General features: G+C 44.6%; 15 protein-coding genes and 1 pseudogene. 11 read left to right on the top strand and 5 right to left on the bottom strand.

Annotated elements, in window-relative coordinates; genetic code table 11:
• Positions 1–6 precede the first annotated feature (6 nt).
• From SPI9445_RS27290 to SPI9445_RS31935, 6 genes and pseudogenes are all read left to right on the top strand, one after another.
• On the top strand, positions 7–2,874 hold the full coding sequence (locus tag SPI9445_RS27290) for an ATP-binding protein (protein ID WP_017303481.1): 2,868 nt from the start codon (positions 7–9) through the stop codon (positions 2,872–2,874).
• 54 nt (positions 2,875–2,928) lie between these two features.
• Positions 2,929–3,654 (top strand): response regulator, encoded by a 726-nt coding sequence (locus SPI9445_RS29100; RefSeq protein ID WP_017303480.1) that lies wholly within the window; start codon positions 2,929–2,931, stop codon positions 3,652–3,654.
• Positions 3,655–3,747: 93 nt separating this feature from the next.
• The gene (locus tag SPI9445_RS0104225) at positions 3,748–4,896 is read left to right on the top strand and encodes a hybrid sensor histidine kinase/response regulator (protein ID WP_017303479.1); all 1,149 of its coding nucleotides are present in this window, start codon (positions 3,748–3,750) and stop codon (positions 4,894–4,896) included.
• Between the two features lie 66 nt (positions 4,897–4,962).
• On the top strand, positions 4,963–5,340 hold the full coding sequence (locus SPI9445_RS0104220; RefSeq protein WP_017303478.1) for a hypothetical protein: 378 nt from the start codon (positions 4,963–4,965) through the stop codon (positions 5,338–5,340).
• Positions 5,337–5,450, top strand: coding sequence for a glycosyltransferase (locus tag SPI9445_RS30315; RefSeq protein WP_017303477.1), 114 nt, complete (start codon positions 5,337–5,339; stop codon positions 5,448–5,450). Before SPI9445_RS0104220 ends, SPI9445_RS30315 begins: the two co-directional genes overlap by 4 nt.
• Positions 5,443–5,613, top strand: a pseudogene (locus SPI9445_RS31935) (Uma2 family endonuclease); the annotation flags it as partial. The gene SPI9445_RS30315 and the pseudogene SPI9445_RS31935, both read left to right, overlap by 8 nt.
• Before the next feature lie 320 nt (positions 5,614–5,933).
• Here SPI9445_RS31935 and SPI9445_RS0104205 read toward each other — a convergent pair.
• The gene (locus SPI9445_RS0104205) at positions 5,934–8,081 is read right to left on the bottom strand and encodes a polyribonucleotide nucleotidyltransferase (RefSeq protein WP_017303475.1); all 2,148 of its coding nucleotides are present in this window, start codon (positions 8,079–8,081) and stop codon (positions 5,934–5,936) included.
• A gap of 146 nt (positions 8,082–8,227) precedes the next feature.
• Here SPI9445_RS0104205 and SPI9445_RS0104200 point away from each other — a divergent pair, with 146 nt between their 5' ends.
• From SPI9445_RS0104200 to SPI9445_RS24295, 5 genes are all read left to right on the top strand, one after another.
• Complete coding sequence (locus SPI9445_RS0104200; protein ID WP_017303474.1) at positions 8,228–11,434, top strand: DEAD/DEAH box helicase; 3,207 nt, start codon at positions 8,228–8,230, stop codon at positions 11,432–11,434.
• Between the two features lie 156 nt (positions 11,435–11,590).
• Positions 11,591–12,997 carry an adenylate/guanylate cyclase domain-containing protein gene (locus SPI9445_RS0104195; protein WP_017303473.1) on the top strand — a complete coding sequence of 469 codons (1,407 nt, stop codon included), beginning with the start codon at positions 11,591–11,593 and terminating at the stop codon, positions 12,995–12,997.
• 154 nt (positions 12,998–13,151) lie between these two features.
• A complete protein-coding gene (locus SPI9445_RS0104190; RefSeq protein WP_017303472.1) occupies positions 13,152–15,329 on the top strand; it encodes a dynamin family protein in 2,178 nt (725 codons plus the stop codon).
• A 34-nt stretch (positions 15,330–15,363) separates the two neighbouring features.
• A complete protein-coding gene (locus tag SPI9445_RS0104185; RefSeq protein ID WP_017303471.1) occupies positions 15,364–16,335 on the top strand; it encodes a TRAFAC clade GTPase domain-containing protein in 972 nt (323 codons plus the stop codon).
• A gap of 11 nt (positions 16,336–16,346) precedes the next feature.
• Entirely contained in the window at positions 16,347–17,477 is a 1,131-nt protein-coding gene (locus tag SPI9445_RS24295) for a coiled-coil domain-containing protein (RefSeq protein WP_017303470.1), read from the top strand.
• Between the two features lie 105 nt (positions 17,478–17,582).
• On the opposite strand, the gene SPI9445_RS0104175 is transcribed toward SPI9445_RS24295, so the two are convergent.
• The 4 genes from SPI9445_RS0104175 to dnaA all read right to left on the bottom strand — a co-directional run bounded on the left by SPI9445_RS0104175 (position 17,583) and on the right by dnaA (position 20,594).
• Positions 17,583–18,056, bottom strand: a complete 474-nt coding sequence (locus SPI9445_RS0104175) for a DUF29 domain-containing protein (protein WP_017303469.1) — start codon at positions 18,054–18,056, stop codon at positions 17,583–17,585.
• 45 nt (positions 18,057–18,101) lie between these two features.
• Positions 18,102–18,536, bottom strand: coding sequence for a hypothetical protein (locus SPI9445_RS0104170; protein ID WP_017303468.1), 435 nt, complete (start codon positions 18,534–18,536; stop codon positions 18,102–18,104).
• 98 nt (positions 18,537–18,634) lie between these two features.
• A complete protein-coding gene (locus tag SPI9445_RS0104165) occupies positions 18,635–19,120 on the bottom strand; it encodes an allophycocyanin subunit alpha-B (protein ID WP_017303467.1) in 486 nt (161 codons plus the stop codon).
• Positions 19,121–19,241: 121 nt separating this feature from the next.
• Positions 19,242–20,594, bottom strand: coding sequence for a chromosomal replication initiator protein DnaA (gene dnaA / locus SPI9445_RS0104160; protein WP_017303466.1), 1,353 nt, complete (start codon positions 20,592–20,594; stop codon positions 19,242–19,244).
• Positions 20,595–20,699: the final 105 nt, after the last annotated feature.

Genomic DNA, 20,699 nt, shown 5'->3' with positions numbered 1-20,699 from the left:
ATTTCAATGGAGCAAAAAATAAAAAAAATACCGTTTCGCCTCATCCTGATTATCCCTTTTTTGTTACAAGTGGTTGTCGTAGTTGGGGTGACAGGATGGTTTTCCATTCGCAATGGAAAAAGAGCCATTAATGATCTTGCCCACGAGTTAAGAGAAGCGACAACGGCTCGTCTAGAGGAGCAACTACAACGCTACACTATGACTCCTGTTTTAATTAATCAACTGAATGCTAATGCTCCAGAGTTGTTAAGCATTCAGGCGGAGGATGTAGCTGAGAATATCATTCACTTGCAAGAACGTTATTTTTTACGGCAAATCCAATCCTTTGACTCGATTAGTGCGACATACTTTTGTAGTGTTGAGGGGTTTTGTGCGGGGGCAAAACGGACAACGGATAATTCTTTACAAATCCTGCGGCGGGATTTAGAATCTGATCGGTTAAAAATTTATGAAGTGCCAAATCTTTCGGCGAATGAATTGGGGCTATTAGTCGAAGATAATCCGGGCTTTTATCCTACCACTCGACCCTGGTATAAGGCGACATTGCAAGCAAAAAGCCCGATTTGGAGTGAGATTTATTCGGATTTTGTGGGTCGAGGTTTAGCTATTACGGCGACCCATCCGGTTTATGATCAAGACAATGAGTTTAAGGGCGTTCTAGGAACGTCTTTTTTGCTGTTAAGAATGAATGAATCTCTACGAAATTGGAGGACGGAAAATGAAGTCGAGATGTTTATTATAGAACGTTCGGGGCGTTTGGTGGCAACTTCTACCCCAGACCCGATTTTTCAGGTGCGACAAAATCGAACTCAGCGTATTTTAGCGGCGGATAGTGATAATCCGATCATTCAAGAAACGGCTGAAAAAATTAAGATTTATTTTGAAGATTGGGATAAAATTGAAGGGTCTAAATCTCTGGATTTTTTAGTTGGAGGAAACCGTCATTTTGTTCAGGTGACATCTTTAGAAAATCGCCAAAATTTGGATTGGTTAATGGTGGTGATTGTTTCTGAAGATAATTTTCAGGACAATGTTGAAAGGAATCGCCGTAATACGATTTTATTGTGTCTGGCGGCTTTGGTGCTTTCGGGAGGGGCGGGCTTTGTGACGACGGGGTGGCTGACTCGTCCGATTTTACTTAAGGAATATTCCCGCAATTTAGAACAAACGGTGGCGGAACGAACGGAGAAGTTGCAGCAGGAAATTCGCGATCGCACCCTAGCCGAATTAGCCCTGCGCAACTCGGAGGAAAAGTTCTCTAAAGCCTTTTGTTCTAGTCCCAGTGCCATTGGGATTAGTACCCTCAAAGACGGGCTTTTGTTGGAGGTGAATGATAGTTATGTCAAGATGACGGGCTATGAACGAGAGGAAATTTTAGGCAAAAATCCCACAGATTTGGATCTTTGGGTCAATATTCAAGATCGGGATTGGATTATTAAACAATTAGATCAAGAAGGGATGGTGCGCAACTATGAAACCACCTATCGCACCAAATCGGGAGAAATTCGCACGGCTTTAGTGTCGGCGGAATTAATTGATTTAAATGGCGAAGTTTGTGTTTTAGCTACTTCTAACGACATTACAGAACGGAAGCAGGTCGAGGCTAATTTAGAGAAACAATATCATCGTATTGTTTTGTTGAATAGTATCACAGAGGAGTTGCGTTCTAGTTTAGATGTGCAGCAAATTTTCCAGAAGGCCGCCGATCAAATTGGGGGAGTATTCCATGTTAATCGTTGTCTGATTTATACCTATGTGGCTGATTCTGAGCCGAAAATCCCTTGTGTGGCTGAATATGTGGAAACGGGATCTCCTCGTGCGATCGCCCAAGAAATGCCCCTAGAGAATAATGAGGTGATGACTTGGGTATTGGCAGAAGATCGGGTATTGGCCGCTTCTCAAGTCCGGGAAGATCCCCGTTTTGCCTGTTTACAGGCGATTATCGACAGCTTACACATTGAGTCAATGTTGTTAATTCGGACTTCTTATCAAGGGAAGCCTAACGGGGTGATTCGGCTGGAACAGTGCTATAAAGCCCGGGAGTGGACGGAGGATGAGATAGAATTATTAACGACTGTAGCGGCTCAGTTAGGAATTGCGATCGCCCAAGCCCAACTCCTCGAACAAGAACAACAACAACGGGTCGAATTAACGCTACAAAATGCCGCCCTCGAACAAGCCAAGGAACAGGCCGAAATTGCCAATCGGACGAAGAGCGAATTTTTAGCCCAAATGAGTCACGAGTTACGGACTCCCCTCAATGCCATTTTAGGCTTTAGTCAACTGATGGCGCGCAATCCTGCCTTGAGTCACGGAGCCAAGGAAATAGCCATTATTAACCGGAGTGGAGAGCATTTATTAGAATTAATTAATGACATTCTAGAAATGTCGAAAATTGAAGCGGGAAAGGTCACATTTACCCCTGCACCTTTTGACCTACACCAGCTTTTAAATGCTTTAGAGGAGATGTTTTTATTGAAAGCCCAATCCCAAGGTTTAGATTTGATTTTTGAGCGGTTTCCTAACGTTCCCCAATATATCAAAACTGATGAACCTAAACTGCGTCAAGTGCTAATTAATTTATTAAGTAATGGAATTAAATTTACCGAAAAAGGCAAGGTTATGGTATCCGTAAACACTCAATCCATCCCTTCAGACCAGGAACGAGAGGGTTCTAAAAAAGTCCTGATTCACTTTGCCATTGAAGATACAGGTTTTGGCATTTCTCCCCTAGAGATCCCCAGTTTATTTGACCCCTTCACCCAAACTCAATCGGGACAAAAATCTCATCAAGGAACAGGTTTAGGATTGCCGATTAGTCGGAAATTTGTCCAGATGATGGGGGGAGAAATTTTTGTGAAAAGTATGTTATGAGAGGGCAGTTGTTTTGAGTTTACGATTGAAGTTGAACCAGTTGCTGCCCATGATGTGACTCCCCCACAACAGCAGCGCGTGGTGGTTAAACTTGCCCCCAATCAACCCACCTATCGCCTTTTGGTGGTGGATGATATTGAGGAAAATCGCCTATTATTAAGGCATCTTTTAGAAGAAGTGGGCTTTGAGGTTTGGGAGGCAGAAAATGGACAAGAAGCCATTACAAAATGGCAACAATATCACCCGGATTTGATTTGGATGGATATGCGAATGCCTGTTATGGATGGCTATATGGCAACGCGACAGATTCGGAAACAAGAACAAGCACAACATCTCACCCCGACGAAGATTATTGCAATTACGGCTAGTGCTTTAGAGGAGGAAAAAGCCGATATTTTGGCGGCCGGGTGTGATGATGTGGTGCGGAAGCCTTTCCATGAAAATAGTCTCTGGGATACCTTAAGCCAATATTTGGGGGTTGCCTATTGTTATGCGGAAAAAGAGGAGATATCTTTAGGAGAAGATGTCAGCCTTTCTTCTACTGTCGCCTTAGAAGCCAATGCCCTTAAGATGATGTCCCCGGAATGGCTGCATCAATTGCATCAAGCGGCCATGATGGGAGATGATCTGGCGGTGTTGCAATTAGTGGAACAACTGTCCCCAGAACATCAAGAGTTAATAGATACATTGAGGCATTTAGCCGATAATTTCCGGTTAGATCAAATCACCGATGTGACAATGGAGTTTGAGTTTTTGGGAGAGTCTCAAGAGGTGCTTTAAAATGAGTTAACGACTCAAGTTTAATCTTCAAGTCCCAGTTAATAGAGTTGCGAATCAGACCCTTTAAATTTATCACGAAATAACAGGACGACAATGGAGCATTATCTACCGGATATTTTGATTGTGGATGATACACCGGATAACTTACGTTTGTTATCGACTATGTTGTTAGAATCTGGGTATAAAGTGCGGAAGGCGATTAATGGGGAACGGGCATTACAAGCGGTGAAAGCGAGATGTCCTGATTTGATTTTATTGGATATTCGGATGCCGGATATGACGGGCTATGAGGTTTGTCAAGCGTTAAAGGATAATCCGGCAACTCGCAAAATTCCAATTATTTTTATTAGTGCCTTAGATGCCCCGATGGATAAGGTGTTAGCTTTTGATGTGGGGGGGGTGGATTATATTAGTAAACCGTTCCATGTGGCAGAAGTTTTGGCACGGGTAGAAAGTCATTTAAAAATTCGTTTGTTGCAACGACAATTAGAGGAACAAAATGCCAAACTAGAACAGGAGGTAGAGGTGCGTCGGAAAACGGAAGATGCCTTAAGGGTATATCTCCATGCGGTGTCCCATGATTTAAGAAATCCGGTTATTGGGACAAATATGGTGTTAAATCGTCTGTTAGAGTCTCATCCGGGGCGGGCGGAATTGCCTGTGGCGAGGGCGTTGGTGGAACGGATGGCGATAAGTTGCGATCGCCAGTTAAAATTAATCAACTCCCTCCTCGATACCCGAGAGTTTGATATACAAGGCATTACCCTAGATTGTCAGTCTCTGAATTTTCATCAACTCACTCAGGATTTTATCGCCGATTGGCAGCCCATTCTAGAGAAAAATCAAGTCACCCTTGCCTACGAAATCCCCCCCCACTTGCCCCCGGTCTGGGCAGATGCTAACAAAATTTGGCGCGTCTTAGAAAACCTCACCGCTAATGCCCTCAAACATAATCCCTCCGGTGGTGAGATTACCCTAAAAGCCGAATTGATGCCCCCCTCTGGCGAGTGGTTACGGTGTTCTGTGATCGATAATGGGGTAGGCATTCCCCCAGAAATGTGTGAGGGGATTTTTGAACTCTACAAACGAGGGGAATCCTTGCGACGCAAAGGAGGGCTAGGATTAGGCTTATACCTCTGTCGTCAAATTATCGAAAGTCACGGGGGCGAAATTGGCTTAAATTCCACCCCCAGAAAAGGTTCTCATTTTTGGTTTACCCTGCCTGTTAGTAACAGAATGTGACAAAGACTTGCAATAAACACGATAGTATGAGTCAAGTGAGTTAATATTTCATCTCCCACAGCACTCATGTTGAACGAAATCTTACCCTTTGCCCTACCGATTAATAAAATTGCGATCGCCGGAACCTGTCTCTGGGCGTTAGCCCTTTATATCGCCTGTAGTTCCCTGCGCTACTGGATCACCGAACAACTAGATCGTTGGTTTCACTTTGCCGAGTCCCTCTACCTACCCCAAGACGAACTTCAGCGCACCCGCAAAAGCCGAGCATCCCAAAACGCCTTTTACGCCTCCATCTTTAGTATTTTCCCCTTCCTCGCCGCCGGAATCCTCTGTGATTATGGCGTCGATTTAAGCCTAGGGCGCAGTTGGTCAATTAGTTTAGGCATTCTCGCCTGTATGGGCTGTGCTGTCTACGAACTCGGGCGCAGAAGTGGGGAATTATGACCCATGAGTTAGGCCAGATCAGCGTCATTATGGCGAGTTATAACGCCGCTCAGTACATTGGGGAGGCGATCGCCAGTATCTTAGAACAAACCTATCCCCACAGAGATTAATGTCTTACAAGATGGGGAATATATGCAGTGTGAAGCTAGTTCCCATTTTCCGGGTTTGCCCCTGTGCGAAGTAATTCCCCAATATCTAGAACAAAGTAAAATTGAGGGGAGAAATAAGACGATGAAAGCCTTTCGCGCTTGGGTGAGAGAAAACCACTTCTAATACTCATCATCTGACCTAAATGGCGAATATTCAGGGATGGTTAGTGATGCTTCATCTGAGGACTCCATAACTGGCCTTGGCAAATATCTAGGGTTGGCTGAACAAAAATAACGACGCACTCCCCCACCTCGCGGAACACAGGTGGGGGAGCATTCATTAACATCAGACCCTAGACCCAGCCAGGGAACAGGCAAGAGGGAATAATAATCAATTATTAATTCCCCCGATCTCCCGACTCCCTTTTGATTAGGGAACAGGGGGGAGGGGGAATTAAGGATTATTCCCTTTTCCCGACCCCCCACTTTTTGAGCCAACCCTAACTAACGACTAGCCGCCTCATGAGCCGCCGCCGCCTCCTCAGGATGAATCCCTAAACGAGTGAGATTAATCCGGCCGCGCTGATCAATTTCCCGCACCTTCACCACAACCTCATCGCCTACAGCGACCTCATCTTCCACCTTACCGACTCGACGTTCCGCCAGTTGGGAAATATGAATCATGCCCTCCTTACCGGGCAGAATCTCCACAAACGCCCCGATGGGAATAATGCGAGTCACACACCCCACAAATACATCCCCCTCATTGAGTTTGCGCGTCATGCCCTCAATAATCCGTTGCGCCTTCAGAGCATTGTCCCGTTCATGACAATAAATCGTGACCGTGCCATCATCCTCAATATCAATTTTGGCCCCGGTTTGCTCCGTAATGCCCTTGATATTTTTCCCACCCGGTCCAATAACCAAACCAATTAAATCCGGGTCAATCTTCAGCGTCAACAGACGAGGAGCATAGGGGGAAAGATCCTCACGGGGTTGGTCAATAGTCGCCAGCATTTCCTCTAAAATGTGTAAGCGCCCCTCTTTGGCCTGATTCACCGCTTGAGCAATCACATCTAAAGATAACCCGGTGATTTTCATATCCATCTGTAAGGCCGTAATCCCGCTATCGGTACCCGCCACCTTAAAATCCATATCCCCTAAGAAGTCCTCAATGCCTTGAATATCCGTCAAGACCCGCACTTCGTCCCCTTCCTTAATCAAACCCATTGCCGTCCCACTCACAGGCTTAACAATGGGGACCCCAGCATCCATCAGGGCGAGGGTAGAGCCACAGACCGACCCCATCGAGGTAGACCCGTTAGACGACAAGACCTCAGACACCACCCGCACCACATAGGGAAACTCCGTCTGGGGGGGGAGAACCGGAACAATCGCCCGTTCCGCCAGCGCCCCGTGACCGATTTCTCGACGGCCGGGAGAACGCATGGGTCGCGTTTCGCCCACGGAGAAGGGGGGGAAATTGTAGTGATGGAGATAGCGCTTCTGCTCGTCGGGGTGCAAATCATCCAACTCCTGGGCATCTCCCGGAGTGCCGAGGGTGACGAGGGAGAGAACTTGAGTTAAACCCCGTTGGAACAGGCCAGAACCGTGAACACGACGCGGCAAGACTCCCACCCGACAAGAGATGGGACGCACTTCATCGAGTTTGCGACCATCCACCCGCACGCCGTCTTCAACAATTTGCTGACGCATTAACTTCTTGGTCAGTTTTTTGAAGGCATCGGCAACGACCATCGGTTCAGAGGCCGCCACTTTGAGGGGGTCTTCTTCGGGTAATTCCGTTAAAACCGCATCAATTTCGGTGGCTTTAATGTCATCTAAGGCCTCATCCCGGGCATTTTTATCTAAGTCGAATTGAGAGAGGACTTTTTTAATCGAGACGCTGGCTTTTTCGGCTAAAAAGTGGGTTAAGGTTTCATCGACCTCTGGGGGTTCTTCGGTCGCAATTGATAAGCCTAATTCGGCTAAGAGATCCCGTTGTTCTTGAATTAAATCTTGAACCGCTTCATAGCCAAATTCGATGGCCTCAATAATATCTTGTTCTGGGAGTTGGTTCGCTCCAGCTTCCACCATGACCACCCCATCAGGAGATCCGGCCACGACTAAATCAAGATCCCCTTCTTTAATTTCTTTAAAAGTCGGGTTAATGATAAAATCATCCCCAACTAAGCCCACTCGCACGGCTGCCATCGGGCCATAAAAGGGGATTTGTGCCAACAGGACAGCGACGGATGCACCTGTCACCGCTAGGACATCTGGGGGGACTTGTTCATCCATCGACAGGGTAGTTGCTATGATTTGAATATCATCGCGCAACCACTGGGGAAAGAGAGGGCGTAAGGGGCGGTCGATTAAACGACAGGTCAGTGTCACCTTTTCTGGCGGACGGCCTTCTCGTCGGAGAAATCCCCCCGGAATGCGGCCTGCTGCGTAGAGTCGTTCTTCGTAGTCCACTAAGAGGGGTAAAAAATCAATTCCTTCTCGGCCTGTGGAGCGTGTTGCCGTGACGATTACGGCAGTTTCTCCTGACTCGATTAAGACCGAACCACCAGCCTGCGGAGCGAGTAGACCAGTTTGCAGTCGAATATCCCGGCCGTCAAAGGATATTGACTTATTGAATTCTTGCATCTTGTGTGCTTATCCTTTCTGTTTGACTTCTTCTTCTTCTTTCGCAATCCTAGCACTTCTAGACTCTTGGGGAAACGCTGAAATTCGGAAGGTTTCTCCGCCTACAGTCCCATAACCTATTACCCGGATCATTAACCACAGATAACATGGCGATTTTACACGGCAGTTGGATTTTAGAAGCCCAGAGTGGGTATTTTTTCCTCTGGGGAGAAACTTGGCGGACTCAGGGAGATGGGGAGTTAAAAGCCGGGGTGAAGGGGGTGGCGAGTCATCCCTTGGCGATGAGTGGGGAAGAGGTGCTCAAATGTGCAAGATCCCGGAAATTAGTTCTCCCAGAAGGGGATGGAGCCGACTGGATGACCTATCAGGTGGTGGCTTTACCCAGTCGGGGCGGACAACGGAAAAAGCGGGGGAAAAAGGGGGCTGATTCGGGGGGGGATGATGTCTTTCCGGTGCTGTCGGGGGATAGTGAGGAGATTCGAGATATTTCGTCCCTATCCCTTCAGTGGTGGGCGCTTCCGGGTTTGCGGTTGGATCCGGCGATCGCCATTCTCTTGTTACAATCGGTTCCCCTCGGTTCTATCCAACTGCGACAAGTCTATTTAGGCGACTCCCTCAAATTTTGGGCGCAAGTGTATCGCTGGAGTTTGGATTTATTAGCCCGAGGGAAGTTTTTACCTGCCCTAACGTTTGATAATAATAATCAGGCTTACAGTCAATGGCAACCTTTGTTAGATAGTGCCTTAGATCAAAGTCGTTTAAGTCGTTTTTTAGAGTGGATGCCCTCGGTTTGTCGGGCTTATGTCCACCCGGAGGAACGTTGGGAAAAACCCACTTGGGGGGATGATTGGATTGCCCCTCAAACTCTCTTGTTTGCCTTTTTAGGCACAATGGTAGACAGTCAATTGCGTCAATGGGTGGAGTTAAAAGGTCAACATTCTTCAGATGTCATTGCCACGGCTTGGTTAGAATCCCTCGCTCAACCTTTAACAGCCCTCCGGGAATCTCCCGAAACCTTGCACCGCTTAAAAACTGCTTTAGACAGTTGGAAAGCCCCGGTGCAAGATTATTTAGTCACCGCGAAAGATGAAAAGTTGGCCGGGAATGCCTTTCGCACCTCTTTTGTTCTGCAAGCGCCCACGACGGGAGAAATTAATTGGGGCAAGTTAGACTGGAAATTAAATTATTATTTACATTCGGTGAATGACCCCTCTTTTGTGGTAGAGGCGGCGACCATTTGGGAAAATCCTGTTGAGGAATTAAACCTAGAAGGGTATACGATTGAAAACCCCCAAGAAATTCTCTTAAGAGGATTAGGAATTGCCGCCCGGATTTATGAACCCATTCGAGAGAGTTTACTCCATCCTTATCCGACTCGTTGCGTTTTAGATCCGATTCAGGTTTATGCCTTTTTACGGTCAAGTTATTGGCAATTACAAGATACGGGTTTTACGGTAGATTTACCCCCCGGACTGGCAGGAGGGGCGGACGAAAAACGCTTAGGGATTAAGTTCTCGGCGGCGGTCAGTCCTAAACAGGCGGATCGTTTAGGGTTACAAAGTTTACTCAAATATAAGTTAGAATTAGCTATCGGAGATCAAACGGTTTCGGCGGAAGAATTCGAGCGTTTATTAGAGCAAAAATCCCCCCTAGTCCAAGTGAATGGGGAATGGTTGGCTTTACAACCGGCGGATGTCAAGGCGGCTCAAAGTATTTTATCCTCAAAAAATGAAGAGTTAACGTTTACGGTTGAGGATGCTTTGCGCTTAAGTACAGGGGATACAAAGGTTTTAGAAAAGTTACCTGTGGTCAAGTTTGAAGCTTCCGGGGTACTCAAAGAATTAATTGCCAATTTAACAGAAAATAAACGGATTGAATCTCCTGCTCCTCCGGCAGGGTTTAAGGGAGAATTGCGCCCCTATCAAGCGCGAGGGGTGGGATGGTTAAGGTTCTTAGAACGTTGGGGATTGGGCGCTTGTTTAGCCGATGATATGGGGTTAGGAAAAACGATTGAAACTATTGCTTTTTTACTCAGTTTAAAAGAGGACGACCGCTTAAAAAATCCTACGTTATTAGTCTGCCCGACTTCGGTTTTAGGTAACTGGGAACGGGAGTTACGGAAATTTGCCCCGACTTTATCGGTGTTGGTTCATCATGGGGATAAACGAGATAAGGGCAAAACTTTTGTCAAAGCGGCACAGAAGAAAGAGTTAGTGATTACCAGTTACTCGTTAGTGTATCGGGACATTGAAACTCTGGAAACGCTGCAATGGGAAGGGGTGATTTTAGATGAAGCGCAGAATATCAAAAACTCTCAAGCGAAACAGTCCCAAGCGGTGCGGAGTTTGTCGGCGAATTTCCGGATTGCTTTAACGGGAACTCCAGTGGAAAACCGCTTAACGGAGTTGTGGTCGATTTTAGAGTTTTTGAATCCGGGGTTTTTGGGGACAAAACAGTTCTTTCAACATCGTTTTGCCATTCCCATTGAGAAATATGGCGATCGCGATTCCCTCTCTAGTTTACGCTCTCTCGTCCAACCCTTCATCCTCCGTCGCCTCAAAACGGACAAGGCCATTATCCAAGACTTGCCGGATAAGCAGGAAATGAACGTTTTCTGTGGTCTGTCCTCAGAACAAGGGATGTTATATCAAAAGCTAGTAGACGAGTCTCTGATGGCCATTGAGGAAGCAGAAGGCATCCAACGACATGGATTAATCCTCACCCTGTTATTGAAGCTGAAACAAGTCTGTAATCACCCCTCCCTGTTGCTGAAAGAGAAGAGTTTAGGACGGGGAGATCGTTCCGGGAAAGTCTTACGTCTTCAGGAAATGTTAGAGGAAGTGATGGCAGAAGGCGATCGCGCTTTAATTTTCACCCAGTTTGCGGAATGGGGGAAACTCCTACAACCCTACCTAGAATATAAACTCAATACCGATGTCCTGTTCCTCTACGGCTCCACCAAACGGGAACAACGGGAAATCATGGTAGACCGCTTTCAAAACGACCCCGACGGCCCCCAAATCCTCATCCTCTCCCTCAAAGCAGGAGGCACCGGATTAAACCTTACCCGCGCTAATCATGTTTTCCACGTTGACCGATGGTGGAATCCTGCCGTTGAAAATCAGGCCACAGACCGCGCTTTCCGCATCGGTCAAAAACGCAACGTTCAAGTTCATAAGTTTGTCTGTACTGGCACACTCGAAGAGAAAATCAACGACATCATCGAAAGCAAAAAACAACTGGCCGAACAAACCGTAGATGCTGGAGAACAATGGTTAACTGAAATGGACACCGATCAACTGCGCAGTTTGCTGATTTTAGACCGGAGTGCCATTATGGATGAAGAAAAATAAGCCAATTTCCCTTAAAAATAGCGGTGCATTGCAATGGTTTAGGATCTCATGGTGTGTCATGAGGTGATGAATTTCCGTTTTCTTTCCCGATTCTTGAGGTATAGAATCAGGTAAAAAACAATCCTTGATGACCCCTTAATTTGCCGTAATTCCCCAATGTGGTTTCATTCTTTTCGCCTTTGTCAAGCCCGTTTATCGCGCTCTATTGCCTTTTGGGTTTTTCTGAGCCTTGTTATCATTGAAGCCATTATCTTAATTCCCTCCTACCGTAAAGAAGAACAGCGTCAATTAAATAACCTCGAAAATATTTCTCAGGCCACCGTTACCCTCATTGCGGCCTTAAGTGAAATGGATATGTCTACCGAAGAATTACAGGACAAAATACGGAGCTTAATCGCTGATTCTTCAGTCACTCTGGGCATGGCTATTTATACCCAAAATCATCAAACCATTGAAATTATTGGCGAGTCTCCCCAATTAACTCCCCAAGACTTACAAGGAAAAGCCATTCTTCGCCAACGCAGTCCAGACCGAAACCGCTATGATATTGCTTGGTCGGCTCAATCTTTAAACATTAACTATATTTTAATCGCCCGTTTAGATGCTTCAGGAGTCCAACGAGAGTTAAATTTTTTCATTCTACGAATTATTGGTTTAGTGGTCATTATTGCCCTGGTCGTCACCGTCACCACCATAATTATTGTGGGAGTGACTGTCATTACACCCATTTTACAGTTACGGGATGATCTCGTCGTCGCGGGAGAAATCTTAAGTCGCAATGGAAATCAGGACAAGAATTCTGTATATTTTTATGCCTTAACCACTCAGCGTAAAGACGAGTTAGGCGTAGTTATGAAGGCATTTAATCAAATGTTTAAGCGCGTTTCTCAAGAAATTGAACAACGCAAACAAGCCCAAGAATTAATTCGCCTTGAACAGGAAAAATCTGAGCAACTCTTGCTTAACATTTTACCACAATCTATTGCGACTTTGTTAAAGCAGGGCAATAAAATTATTGCTCAAGAATTTGAAGAAGTAACTATTTTATTTGCGGATATTGTGGGTTTTACTCAACTTTCTAGTCAAATTCCCCCAGAGGAGTTAGTCGAGTTACTGAATCGTATTTTTTCCTGTTTTGACAATTTAACCGAGTTTTATAATCTAGAAAAAATCAAAACCATTGGGGATAGTTATATGGTGGTAGGGGGTTTACCCACACCCCGCCCAGATCACGCGGAAGCCATTGCAGAAATGGCCTTAGCGATGCAGAAATCCCTACATCAGATTGATTGTTCCCACGGCCCTCTTGAAATGCGAATTGGCATTAATACAGGAAATGTAGTAGCGGGAGTAATTGGGAAGAAAAAGTTTATTTATGATTTATGGGGAGACGCGGTGAATGTGGCCAGTCGTATGGAATCTCATGGGGTGGTGGGGAAAATTCAGGTGACAGAAGCAACCTATCAACGGTTACAAGGACTGTATAATTTTGAACGGCGGGGGAAGGTTGAGGTTAAAGGGAAAGGGGAGATGGAAACATATTTTTTGCTGGGGAATAAATAGGGAGAAAAGAGCGCGTTGGGGGCGAATTATAACTAAATTATGGCTGAATGTCCATTTAAATTTCATTAAGAAATCCAAGTTTGAATACCCTATTTATATTTTCTGGTGTAACCTCAAGGTTAGGTTTAATATTCAATATCATAGGTACATTGGAATGAATAGAAGCCAAGAAATCCGGGGCATTATCGCCCAACGTCAGCCCCTTGCTGAAAAGCTGGTAGAGATCGAAACTGGGTTATCTTCACTGTATGGTTGGATCCAGCGATTAGAACAAGAACGCGATCGCCAACTTCAGCATTGGTCAGGAGATGAACCCACCGAATCCAAACTGCAACAGCTAGAATTTGCAAGTTTTAAGCAAAAAGTCCAAGAACAACTAGGATCACTTCATAGACTCCAAGCCAGATTTTCCCGTACAACCCTAAATATCGGCGTAATTGGGCGCATGGGACAAGGGAAAAGCACCCTATTACAAAGTTTAACTGGACTAAAAAACGAGGTAATTCCAGCCCTACAAGGAAAAGCTTGTACCGCAGCGCGGAGTACCATTTGTCATCAACCGGGGAATTTTACCACCGCAGAAATTCAATTTCATGATCACGACTCATTTTTAGAGGAAGTGATTATTCCCTATTACACAAAACTAGGACTGACTCCCCAACCCAGTTCTTTTGAAGACTTTGTTCATAGTGATATTCCACCTCTACCCTCGGACAGAGATCAAACAAAAATTAACATTTATAATCGACTAAAAGATGATTATTACAGCAACGGGAAAAAGTACAAAGACTATTTAGGTCGAGGGTATTTAACCATTCAAGATCCCTCTCAAATCTCTAATTATGTGGCACAAAAATATAATCAAGATTATGAACTAATTAACCATGAGTGTTTAGCCGTTAAGCACGTTAAAATATCCTGTGATTTTCCCGTTCATGAAATTGGTGCAATTGCCTTAGTAGATGTTCCGGGTTTGGGCGATTTCCGGTTAGGAGATGAGAGTTTAGTGATTGAAGCTCTTGCCCAAGAAGTCGATTTTATTCTATTTATTCGCAAACCCTCCAAAGACCGGGCAAATTTTGAGCAAAGTGATACAAAACTTTATGATTTAGCGAATAAAGCGTTAAATGATTTGCCTTCTCGCTCTATCTTTGTCCTTAATGTCGATCAAAATGGGGAAAATCAAGCCAGTTGTCTGTCTTTACAACAGGATATTAATTCAGGTAAGGTGAGAATGCCCGTCCTAGATTGTGTCATTGCGGACTGTTCTTCCCCTGACGATGCTAATACTAAAGTGCTTCAGTCTGTTTTGAGTAATTTAAGTTCTAATGTGACCGAATTAGATCGCAATTATACCCAGAAAAAAATAGCAGATTTGCAGGCTAGTCTCAGGGATTTTAACCAGCAATTACAGCTAGTTAAGATTGCATTACCCAATATTGATGATGATGAAATTTCTAATCAATATGAAGATTTATTTGAAGAATTTTGGGATACAATTACTAATGAAATGACGGAGTTTCAAAAGCAATTAATGCAGAATCGTGACGACCCGGATGAGAACCTTAAAAATCAGATTGATACAGTTTTAGACGATTGTCGGAAAAATGTGCAAATGCCAAGTTTGAAAGACATAGAAAGACGCCGCAACAAACTAGAATCTTATGCCAGCACTTATGATCAATATTTGCAAGAGTTGAGAACCAATTTATCCCGAAAATTTCTGGATATTGAGCAAGGATTGACTAAAACAATTGAGCAAATTAAAGCGACAGTAGCTGACGTTTTGGTAGAAAAATGCGGTTTGGGCGGACTCTCAGAATCCCGACAATCACAGTTTTTAGTTGAAGTGGCTAATCAAATTCCGCCCGTGCCAGAATACACCGAACTTAAAAAAGGGTTTGAGATTTTGTCAGAATTTAATCTGTCGTATCGAGGCTTAATTCAACACCGTATTCGTTCACAGTTAAATGGGTTAACCCCAGATTTAACGTCACGGCCTAAATTAGGAGCTAAGGCTCAAGATATTTTAGACTCTCTAGAGGAAGAATACAAGTCAACTATTTATAACTGTGAAGGGGCTTTAACTGGATTTTTGTCAGAACCCAGCCAAGCATCTTTTGCTATTGTTGAAGAATTTGCTGACCGTGTACTGCGAGCTAAAAATGCGAAAAAAGAATGGAAACGATTCTTACGCAGCAAACGACATCAGATTTGGGACAAGTTTGAAAAACTGCAAATTCAAGTGAACGCTGTTCAAGACTGGTCAAATCTTCTCACTTCTGTCACGGCTCAGATTGAGCAGTTAGAACAATCTTTAAAGCAGCTATAAAAATCCTAAGAAAGTAAAATTGTGAGGGTAATCAATGAAATCTTTTTGGCCATTTAATTCTGAAGAAAATTTACCCACTCTTAACGTAGCGATGCTGGGTCCAAGGGGTGTGGGCAAAACTAGCTTGTTGGCCGCCATGTATGATCAGTTTGCTAATGTTAGTCAGGATTTACAACTAGAGGCGGATGACGAAAGTAAATCTGATTTGAATAAGCGGTTACAGGAACTGAAAACCGTTGGTGATAGCATAAAATATCGCCCAAGTTTTACACAAACTAAGGGTTATCGCTCATTTAAGTTTTGGTTTGGGCAAACTGGAACAAATCCCGCTTTACAAATTAATTTTCAGGATTATCCAGGGGGATGGCTGGAAGAGGATAGCCAGCAGAAAAAAGTAGAAGACTTAATCAGGCAATCGGTCGCTGTTTTGATTCCCATTGATACTCCGATATTAATGGAAGGGGAAGGAAAATATCATGATAAATTGAATCAACCAACAGAAATAAATGATTTATTTAAAAAAGTCTATAAGGACTTGGATTCTCCTCGCTTGGTGATTTTGGCTCCCATCAAATGTGAAAAATATATCAAGGATGATCCTTCGGAATTATTTAGAAAGGTCAGAGAAGGCTATCAGAAACTCCTCAATCAATTTGCATCTGAAAAGCTCGTCTCGAAAGTTTCAGTGATCATTACTCCGGTTCAAACTTTAGGTGGTGTCGTGTTTTCACGGATTGAATTCGATAACAATGGTGAACCAACATTCTTCTATCGGAAACCTCAACCTAATAGTCTTTATAAACCCAAAAATACTGAAGTTCCCCTACGGTATCTGCTACGATTTTTGTTGAAGCTGCATCTAGATAACGGAAGGGCTTCTATCTTTAAGAAAATTTGGAATGTTCTGGGGAGAAATTCGGGGTTGCGAAATGCCGTGAGTCGATTTACAGAACCAAGACCCGACGAGGTTGAAATTGTCCAAGGTCTAGAACTATTGAAATTGTAAGGAGATTCACTATGGAATTGTTTGTACAAAGTTGCGGAGTTTCTAAAGAATATTGTTGGTTAAAAGAACCAGAGATAATACTTTATGATCTACCTGATGATGACCTAGAACCGATGCTAAAAATGGTAGATAGCGATTATTTTTCGGTGGTTCTTTATCGTTCTCAAGATCAACAAAATAGGCTTTTGCTATTGGTAACAGGATTACCCTCAAAAGATCGCATTGACAACCGAACTCGGAAAATTTTTAATTCGGTTTTATGGGTTGGGAATAATTCGGATGAAGCGACTTTACGCGCCATTGCAATTCAAGCCTTGAATGGAGAATTAGCCAATCGAGTAGATCAAGCGGTTGTTTCTGAAAATAACGCTCAAGGCTTTAAGGTGAGTTTTGAGGAATTAACACCGGAAAATCTTGGTCTTATGTCTGTTCAAAATAATCCGGCTGACTCTGGTAAAATCGGCAATCTCTCCATCTGTAAAAATGACCTCATTCGCGATCTGAATCAATATTCTTTGCCTAAATATGACGGGATGTTAGTTGTGGTGTCTGCAACGGTATCAGAATCTAAGCTGAAACAAAACAAAGTTTGGCGCGGTTTATCAGAGACAATATCTGATGATGAGTGGATTCTGTTGTCGGAGGATAAAGGTGATAATTTTCGTCAACCGTCCAAATCTACAAATACTTCAACATCTGCTTCTGTTTTACCAACAGCTACTTCGTCGGCTTATTCAAGAAATGGTACAGGAAATCAGGAAACATCTACCCTGAAAAAATGGCTACCGATTATTGTCGCATTTTTAATCGGTTTATTAATTAGCATGGCGGGTCATTATATATGGTTCAATTTCACTGAAAATAATTTAAAACAGAGAATCGAGGAATTGCAAAAACAACGGAATGATTTACAAAGTAAGAACAGAGAATTGTCGCAACAAGTAGAGATTAAACAAAAAAGAATTAAACTTTATGAAAAGTTTGAAAATGACTCAAATAGTACCTATGCTCGTTTAATTGAACAGATCAACACGGCGCGAAACAATGCCATGAAGGAAATAGAATCTTCTAAAGAGAAACTTAACGCGGAGTTACAAAAAATACAAATAAAAGAAGATAACTTGCTGGGAAAATCATCTTAAAATTTTCAATAAACACAGTCGGTCAAGACTCGGTTTATTATTCTGCTGATCCTTGGTGCGGTGATGGCAGTCAATTATTTCTAGCGATCGCATCTTGGGAGCGAACTATTGAGGCCGCCAAGGTAGCCAATCCTCATCTAAGGCTTGCTCTAGGGTAAATTCAGGCTCTTGGGGGATTAAGTTAGCATGGAGTTGACTGGCTTTGATAAAAAGCGTTCTAGCTTTGTTATACTCTGCCAAAAAACTGGCGCGGAGATGGTTTTTCAAACTAGGGCTATCTTGCAAAATGGCTTGAATCTGGAAACGAAAAGTAGTAACTTCGAGATTCCACCCTCTAAAACAGGTTTCTTGTTCAGATTCCCAGTATTTTATCTTAAGCAGATGTTCGCATAACCGCATCAGGTAGCTAGCAATGGCTCGTTTTTCGCTTCTACCCAAACTCTCAATCTCCTCAATTAAGTTTTCTAGATCAAGGCTATTAAAATCCTCTGCTTTCAACTGGGCAACGGTGCGCTCTAACCACAGTTGATAGTCTCTGTCGTATAATCCAAGGGATTTGGCTTTAACTGGCGATTCCATGACTGAATATCTCTCTAAATGTCTTGATTTTAGTTCCCTGTTCCCCTATTCAGCAAACCCTAAATACCAATGATGAGCGCCTAATCCTAGAGCAAAACCGCCCAGACAAATCAGCACTAAAATGAGAAAACAAGGCCATTCTTTGTAACCTAATCCTTGTAATTCTAGGCGGGCTAGGGCAAGGGCGGCTACTAGGAGGATAATTTGGATGAAGTGGGAAATCCAGGTCAGGATGAGGACGGCGATAAAGGCGAGGAGTGCAATGGAGAGAAAGGCGCGGGAATCTGATTCGAGGAGATGATTAAAAAATTTTCGGACGATACTGCTCGGAGCGGTGAACATTAAGGCCATGAGGACAATGAGGGAGGCGGCTAAAGCCCAATGTTGCCATTGAGGGGTCATGCGGCGAAGTAACCAGCCAAAAACGCTATAAATGAGCCAGAGGAGGAAAAGAGAGCGGGTCGGCAGTCGGGCAAACAAGGGGACTCCATGAAGTTAACTTGGGATTCCTACGTCCTTATTCTAGAGAGAATCTGGACGTAGGAAAAAACAGCATAGTCCACAGGGTAGATGTTTGCTTAGGACATCGCCTGAATAATGTAGTCGAAGTAAGGGGCGGCTTCTTGAGCGTCTTCGGTACTGAGTAGACCTAAAGAAGCGTCTTTGAGGCAGCGAATGGCTTCAACCATGCCGACAACGGGAACGTTGAGGGCGTTGTACATTTCGCGGACTCCGATTAAACCGATTTTTTCAATGGGGTCTTTGTCTCCGGCCAGGACTCCGTAGGTGACTAAACGGAGATACCATCCATAGTCACGTAAACATAGCGCTCGTTGACGTTGGCCGTAGGCGTTGCCGCCTGGAGCAATGAAGTCTGGCCGCTTTTTCCAGAGTTCTTTGCTGGCTTTGTCTACAATTTTCTGCTCGTTTTCGGCTAGGGTTTCGGCAATGCGCATCCGTTGCACTCCTGTTTCTAGGAAGGCACCAATGCTTTTTAGTTCTCCGCTACTGGGGTAGCGGAGTTCATCATCTGCTTTGAGAATAACTTGGCTAACGACGCTCATACTATCGGGATTAATCAAAAAATAACTTCAATCAGTTTAGCGACTCGGAGGGTCAGTTAGGAAGAGATTGACTGATTCTCTGGGTTTGGAGGGTTAAGTTTTGTAACTGGGTTGGGTCAAATCAAGTCTTAAGGGCAATGCGATCGCTCACTTGGCGTAAAATCTCGTTCAATTGGCTATCCTTCTGCTTGAGTTGGGCAATTTTTTCACAACTATAGAGAACGGTTGTATGGTCTTTTCCCCCAAATTCTTCCCCAATGCGGGGTAGACTCAAATCGGTATATTGACGCATTAAATACATTCCGATTTGCCGGGCCCAACTGATTTCCCGTCGTCGGGAGTTGCTGCGCAGGTCTTCTATGGAGACGTTTAGCACTTCGGCGATCGCGTTCAATATAGCACTGGGGGAGGCGGTGATTTTTTCGATGGGGGAGTTGAGGATGGGGGCAATGTTTTCTACGGTCAGGGGTAAACCGGAAATAGATATATAGGTTAAGGTGCGTATGAGGGCGCCTTCGAGTTCCCGGATGTTGGAGGTGTAGGTGGTGGCGATAAATTCCACAATGTCCCGAGGGAGGCGCATTTTTTCGTCTTCGGCTTTTTTCTGGAGGATGGCCATACGGGTTTCTAAGTCGGGGAGTTGAATGTCGGCGATTAATCCCATAGAAAAACGGGAACAGAGACGGTCTTGTAAGCGGGGGATTTGGTTGGGGGGACGGTCGGCGGCTAAAACGACTTGTTTTCCAGTTTCGTGGAGGGTGTTAAAGGTGTAAAAAAATTCTTCTTGGGTGTATTCTTTGCCTTCGATGAATTGCAGGTCATCGACTAACAGAACATCGGCGGCCCGGTAGTGGTCGCGGAAACTCTGCATACTGTCCTGACGAATGGCGGTGATGAGGTCGTTGGTGAATTTTTCGGTGGAAACGTAGAATACGCGGGAGTCGGGGTTAATTTCAAGGCGATAGTGACCAATGGCCTGCATGAGGTGGGTTTTGCCTAAACCAACTCCTCCACAGAGGAAGAGGGGGTTAAATTCTCGGCCGGGGGATTCGGCAACGGCTAAGGAGGCGGCGTGGGCCATGCGGTTGTTAGAACCGACGACAAAGCGGGAAAAGCTATATTTGAGGTTAAAGGGGGTGGGACGGGGTTGGTGGTCTTCTGAGGGGCGATCGCGTTCGTTTTCGGCGGGGGGTGCATCCTGTACGGGCCAGACAATGCCTTGACCGTCTTCGGAGTGGCTGGTAAGTTGGATTTCCACGTCGTAACCTAAAATGTCGGTGACGACTTCGGTCAGGATGCCGAGATAGTGTTTCTGTAACCAGTTGCGAGCAAAGGGATTGGGGGCGCAGAGGACTAAAAGGCGATCGCGCCAAACTTGTACGGTGATGCTTTTAATCCAAGTGTCAAAGGTTGGACGACTTAACTGATGTTCCAAACGGATTAAAACTTGATTCCAGAGTTGTTCAGGGGTCATGTCGCCAAAGGGGTGAACTGCGTTCGCGAAGCGTTGCCTAGCCATTCGCGAAGCGTTGCCTAGCCATTCGCGCTCAATATTCTAGACTATCATCCCCCCAAGGGG

This window comes from Spirulina subsalsa PCC 9445 (assembly GCF_000314005.1).
GTDB lineage: Bacteria > Cyanobacteriota > Cyanobacteriia > Cyanobacteriales > Spirulinaceae > Spirulina_A > Spirulina_A subsalsa.
This window is presented reverse-complemented; position numbering and strand designations above follow the sequence as displayed.

Coding starts and splice junctions, on each gene's coding strand:
- SPI9445_RS0104195 (WP_017303473.1), top strand. CDS start 11,591: ATGTGGTTTCATTCTTTTCGCCTTTGTCAAGCCCGTTTATCGCGCTCT.
- dnaA (WP_017303466.1), bottom strand. CDS start 20,594: ATGACCCCTGAACAACTCTGGAATCAAGTTTTAATCCGTTTGGAACAT.
- SPI9445_RS0104225 (WP_017303479.1), top strand. CDS start 3,748: ATGGAGCATTATCTACCGGATATTTTGATTGTGGATGATACACCGGAT.
- SPI9445_RS27290 (WP_017303481.1), top strand. CDS start 7: ATGGAGCAAAAAATAAAAAAAATACCGTTTCGCCTCATCCTGATTATC.
- SPI9445_RS0104165 (WP_017303467.1), bottom strand. CDS start 19,120: ATGAGCGTCGTTAGCCAAGTTATTCTCAAAGCAGATGATGAACTCCGC.
- SPI9445_RS0104220 (WP_017303478.1), top strand. CDS start 4,963: ATGTTGAACGAAATCTTACCCTTTGCCCTACCGATTAATAAAATTGCG.
- SPI9445_RS24295 (WP_017303470.1), top strand. CDS start 16,347: ATGGAATTGTTTGTACAAAGTTGCGGAGTTTCTAAAGAATATTGTTGG.
- SPI9445_RS0104185 (WP_017303471.1), top strand. CDS start 15,364: ATGAAATCTTTTTGGCCATTTAATTCTGAAGAAAATTTACCCACTCTT.
- SPI9445_RS30315 (WP_017303477.1), top strand. CDS start 5,337: ATGACCCATGAGTTAGGCCAGATCAGCGTCATTATGGCGAGTTATAAC.
- SPI9445_RS0104190 (WP_017303472.1), top strand. CDS start 13,152: ATGAATAGAAGCCAAGAAATCCGGGGCATTATCGCCCAACGTCAGCCC.
- SPI9445_RS0104200 (WP_017303474.1), top strand. CDS start 8,228: ATGGCGATTTTACACGGCAGTTGGATTTTAGAAGCCCAGAGTGGGTAT.
- SPI9445_RS0104205 (WP_017303475.1), bottom strand. CDS start 8,081: ATGCAAGAATTCAATAAGTCAATATCCTTTGACGGCCGGGATATTCGA.
- SPI9445_RS0104175 (WP_017303469.1), bottom strand. CDS start 18,056: ATGGAATCGCCAGTTAAAGCCAAATCCCTTGGATTATACGACAGAGAC.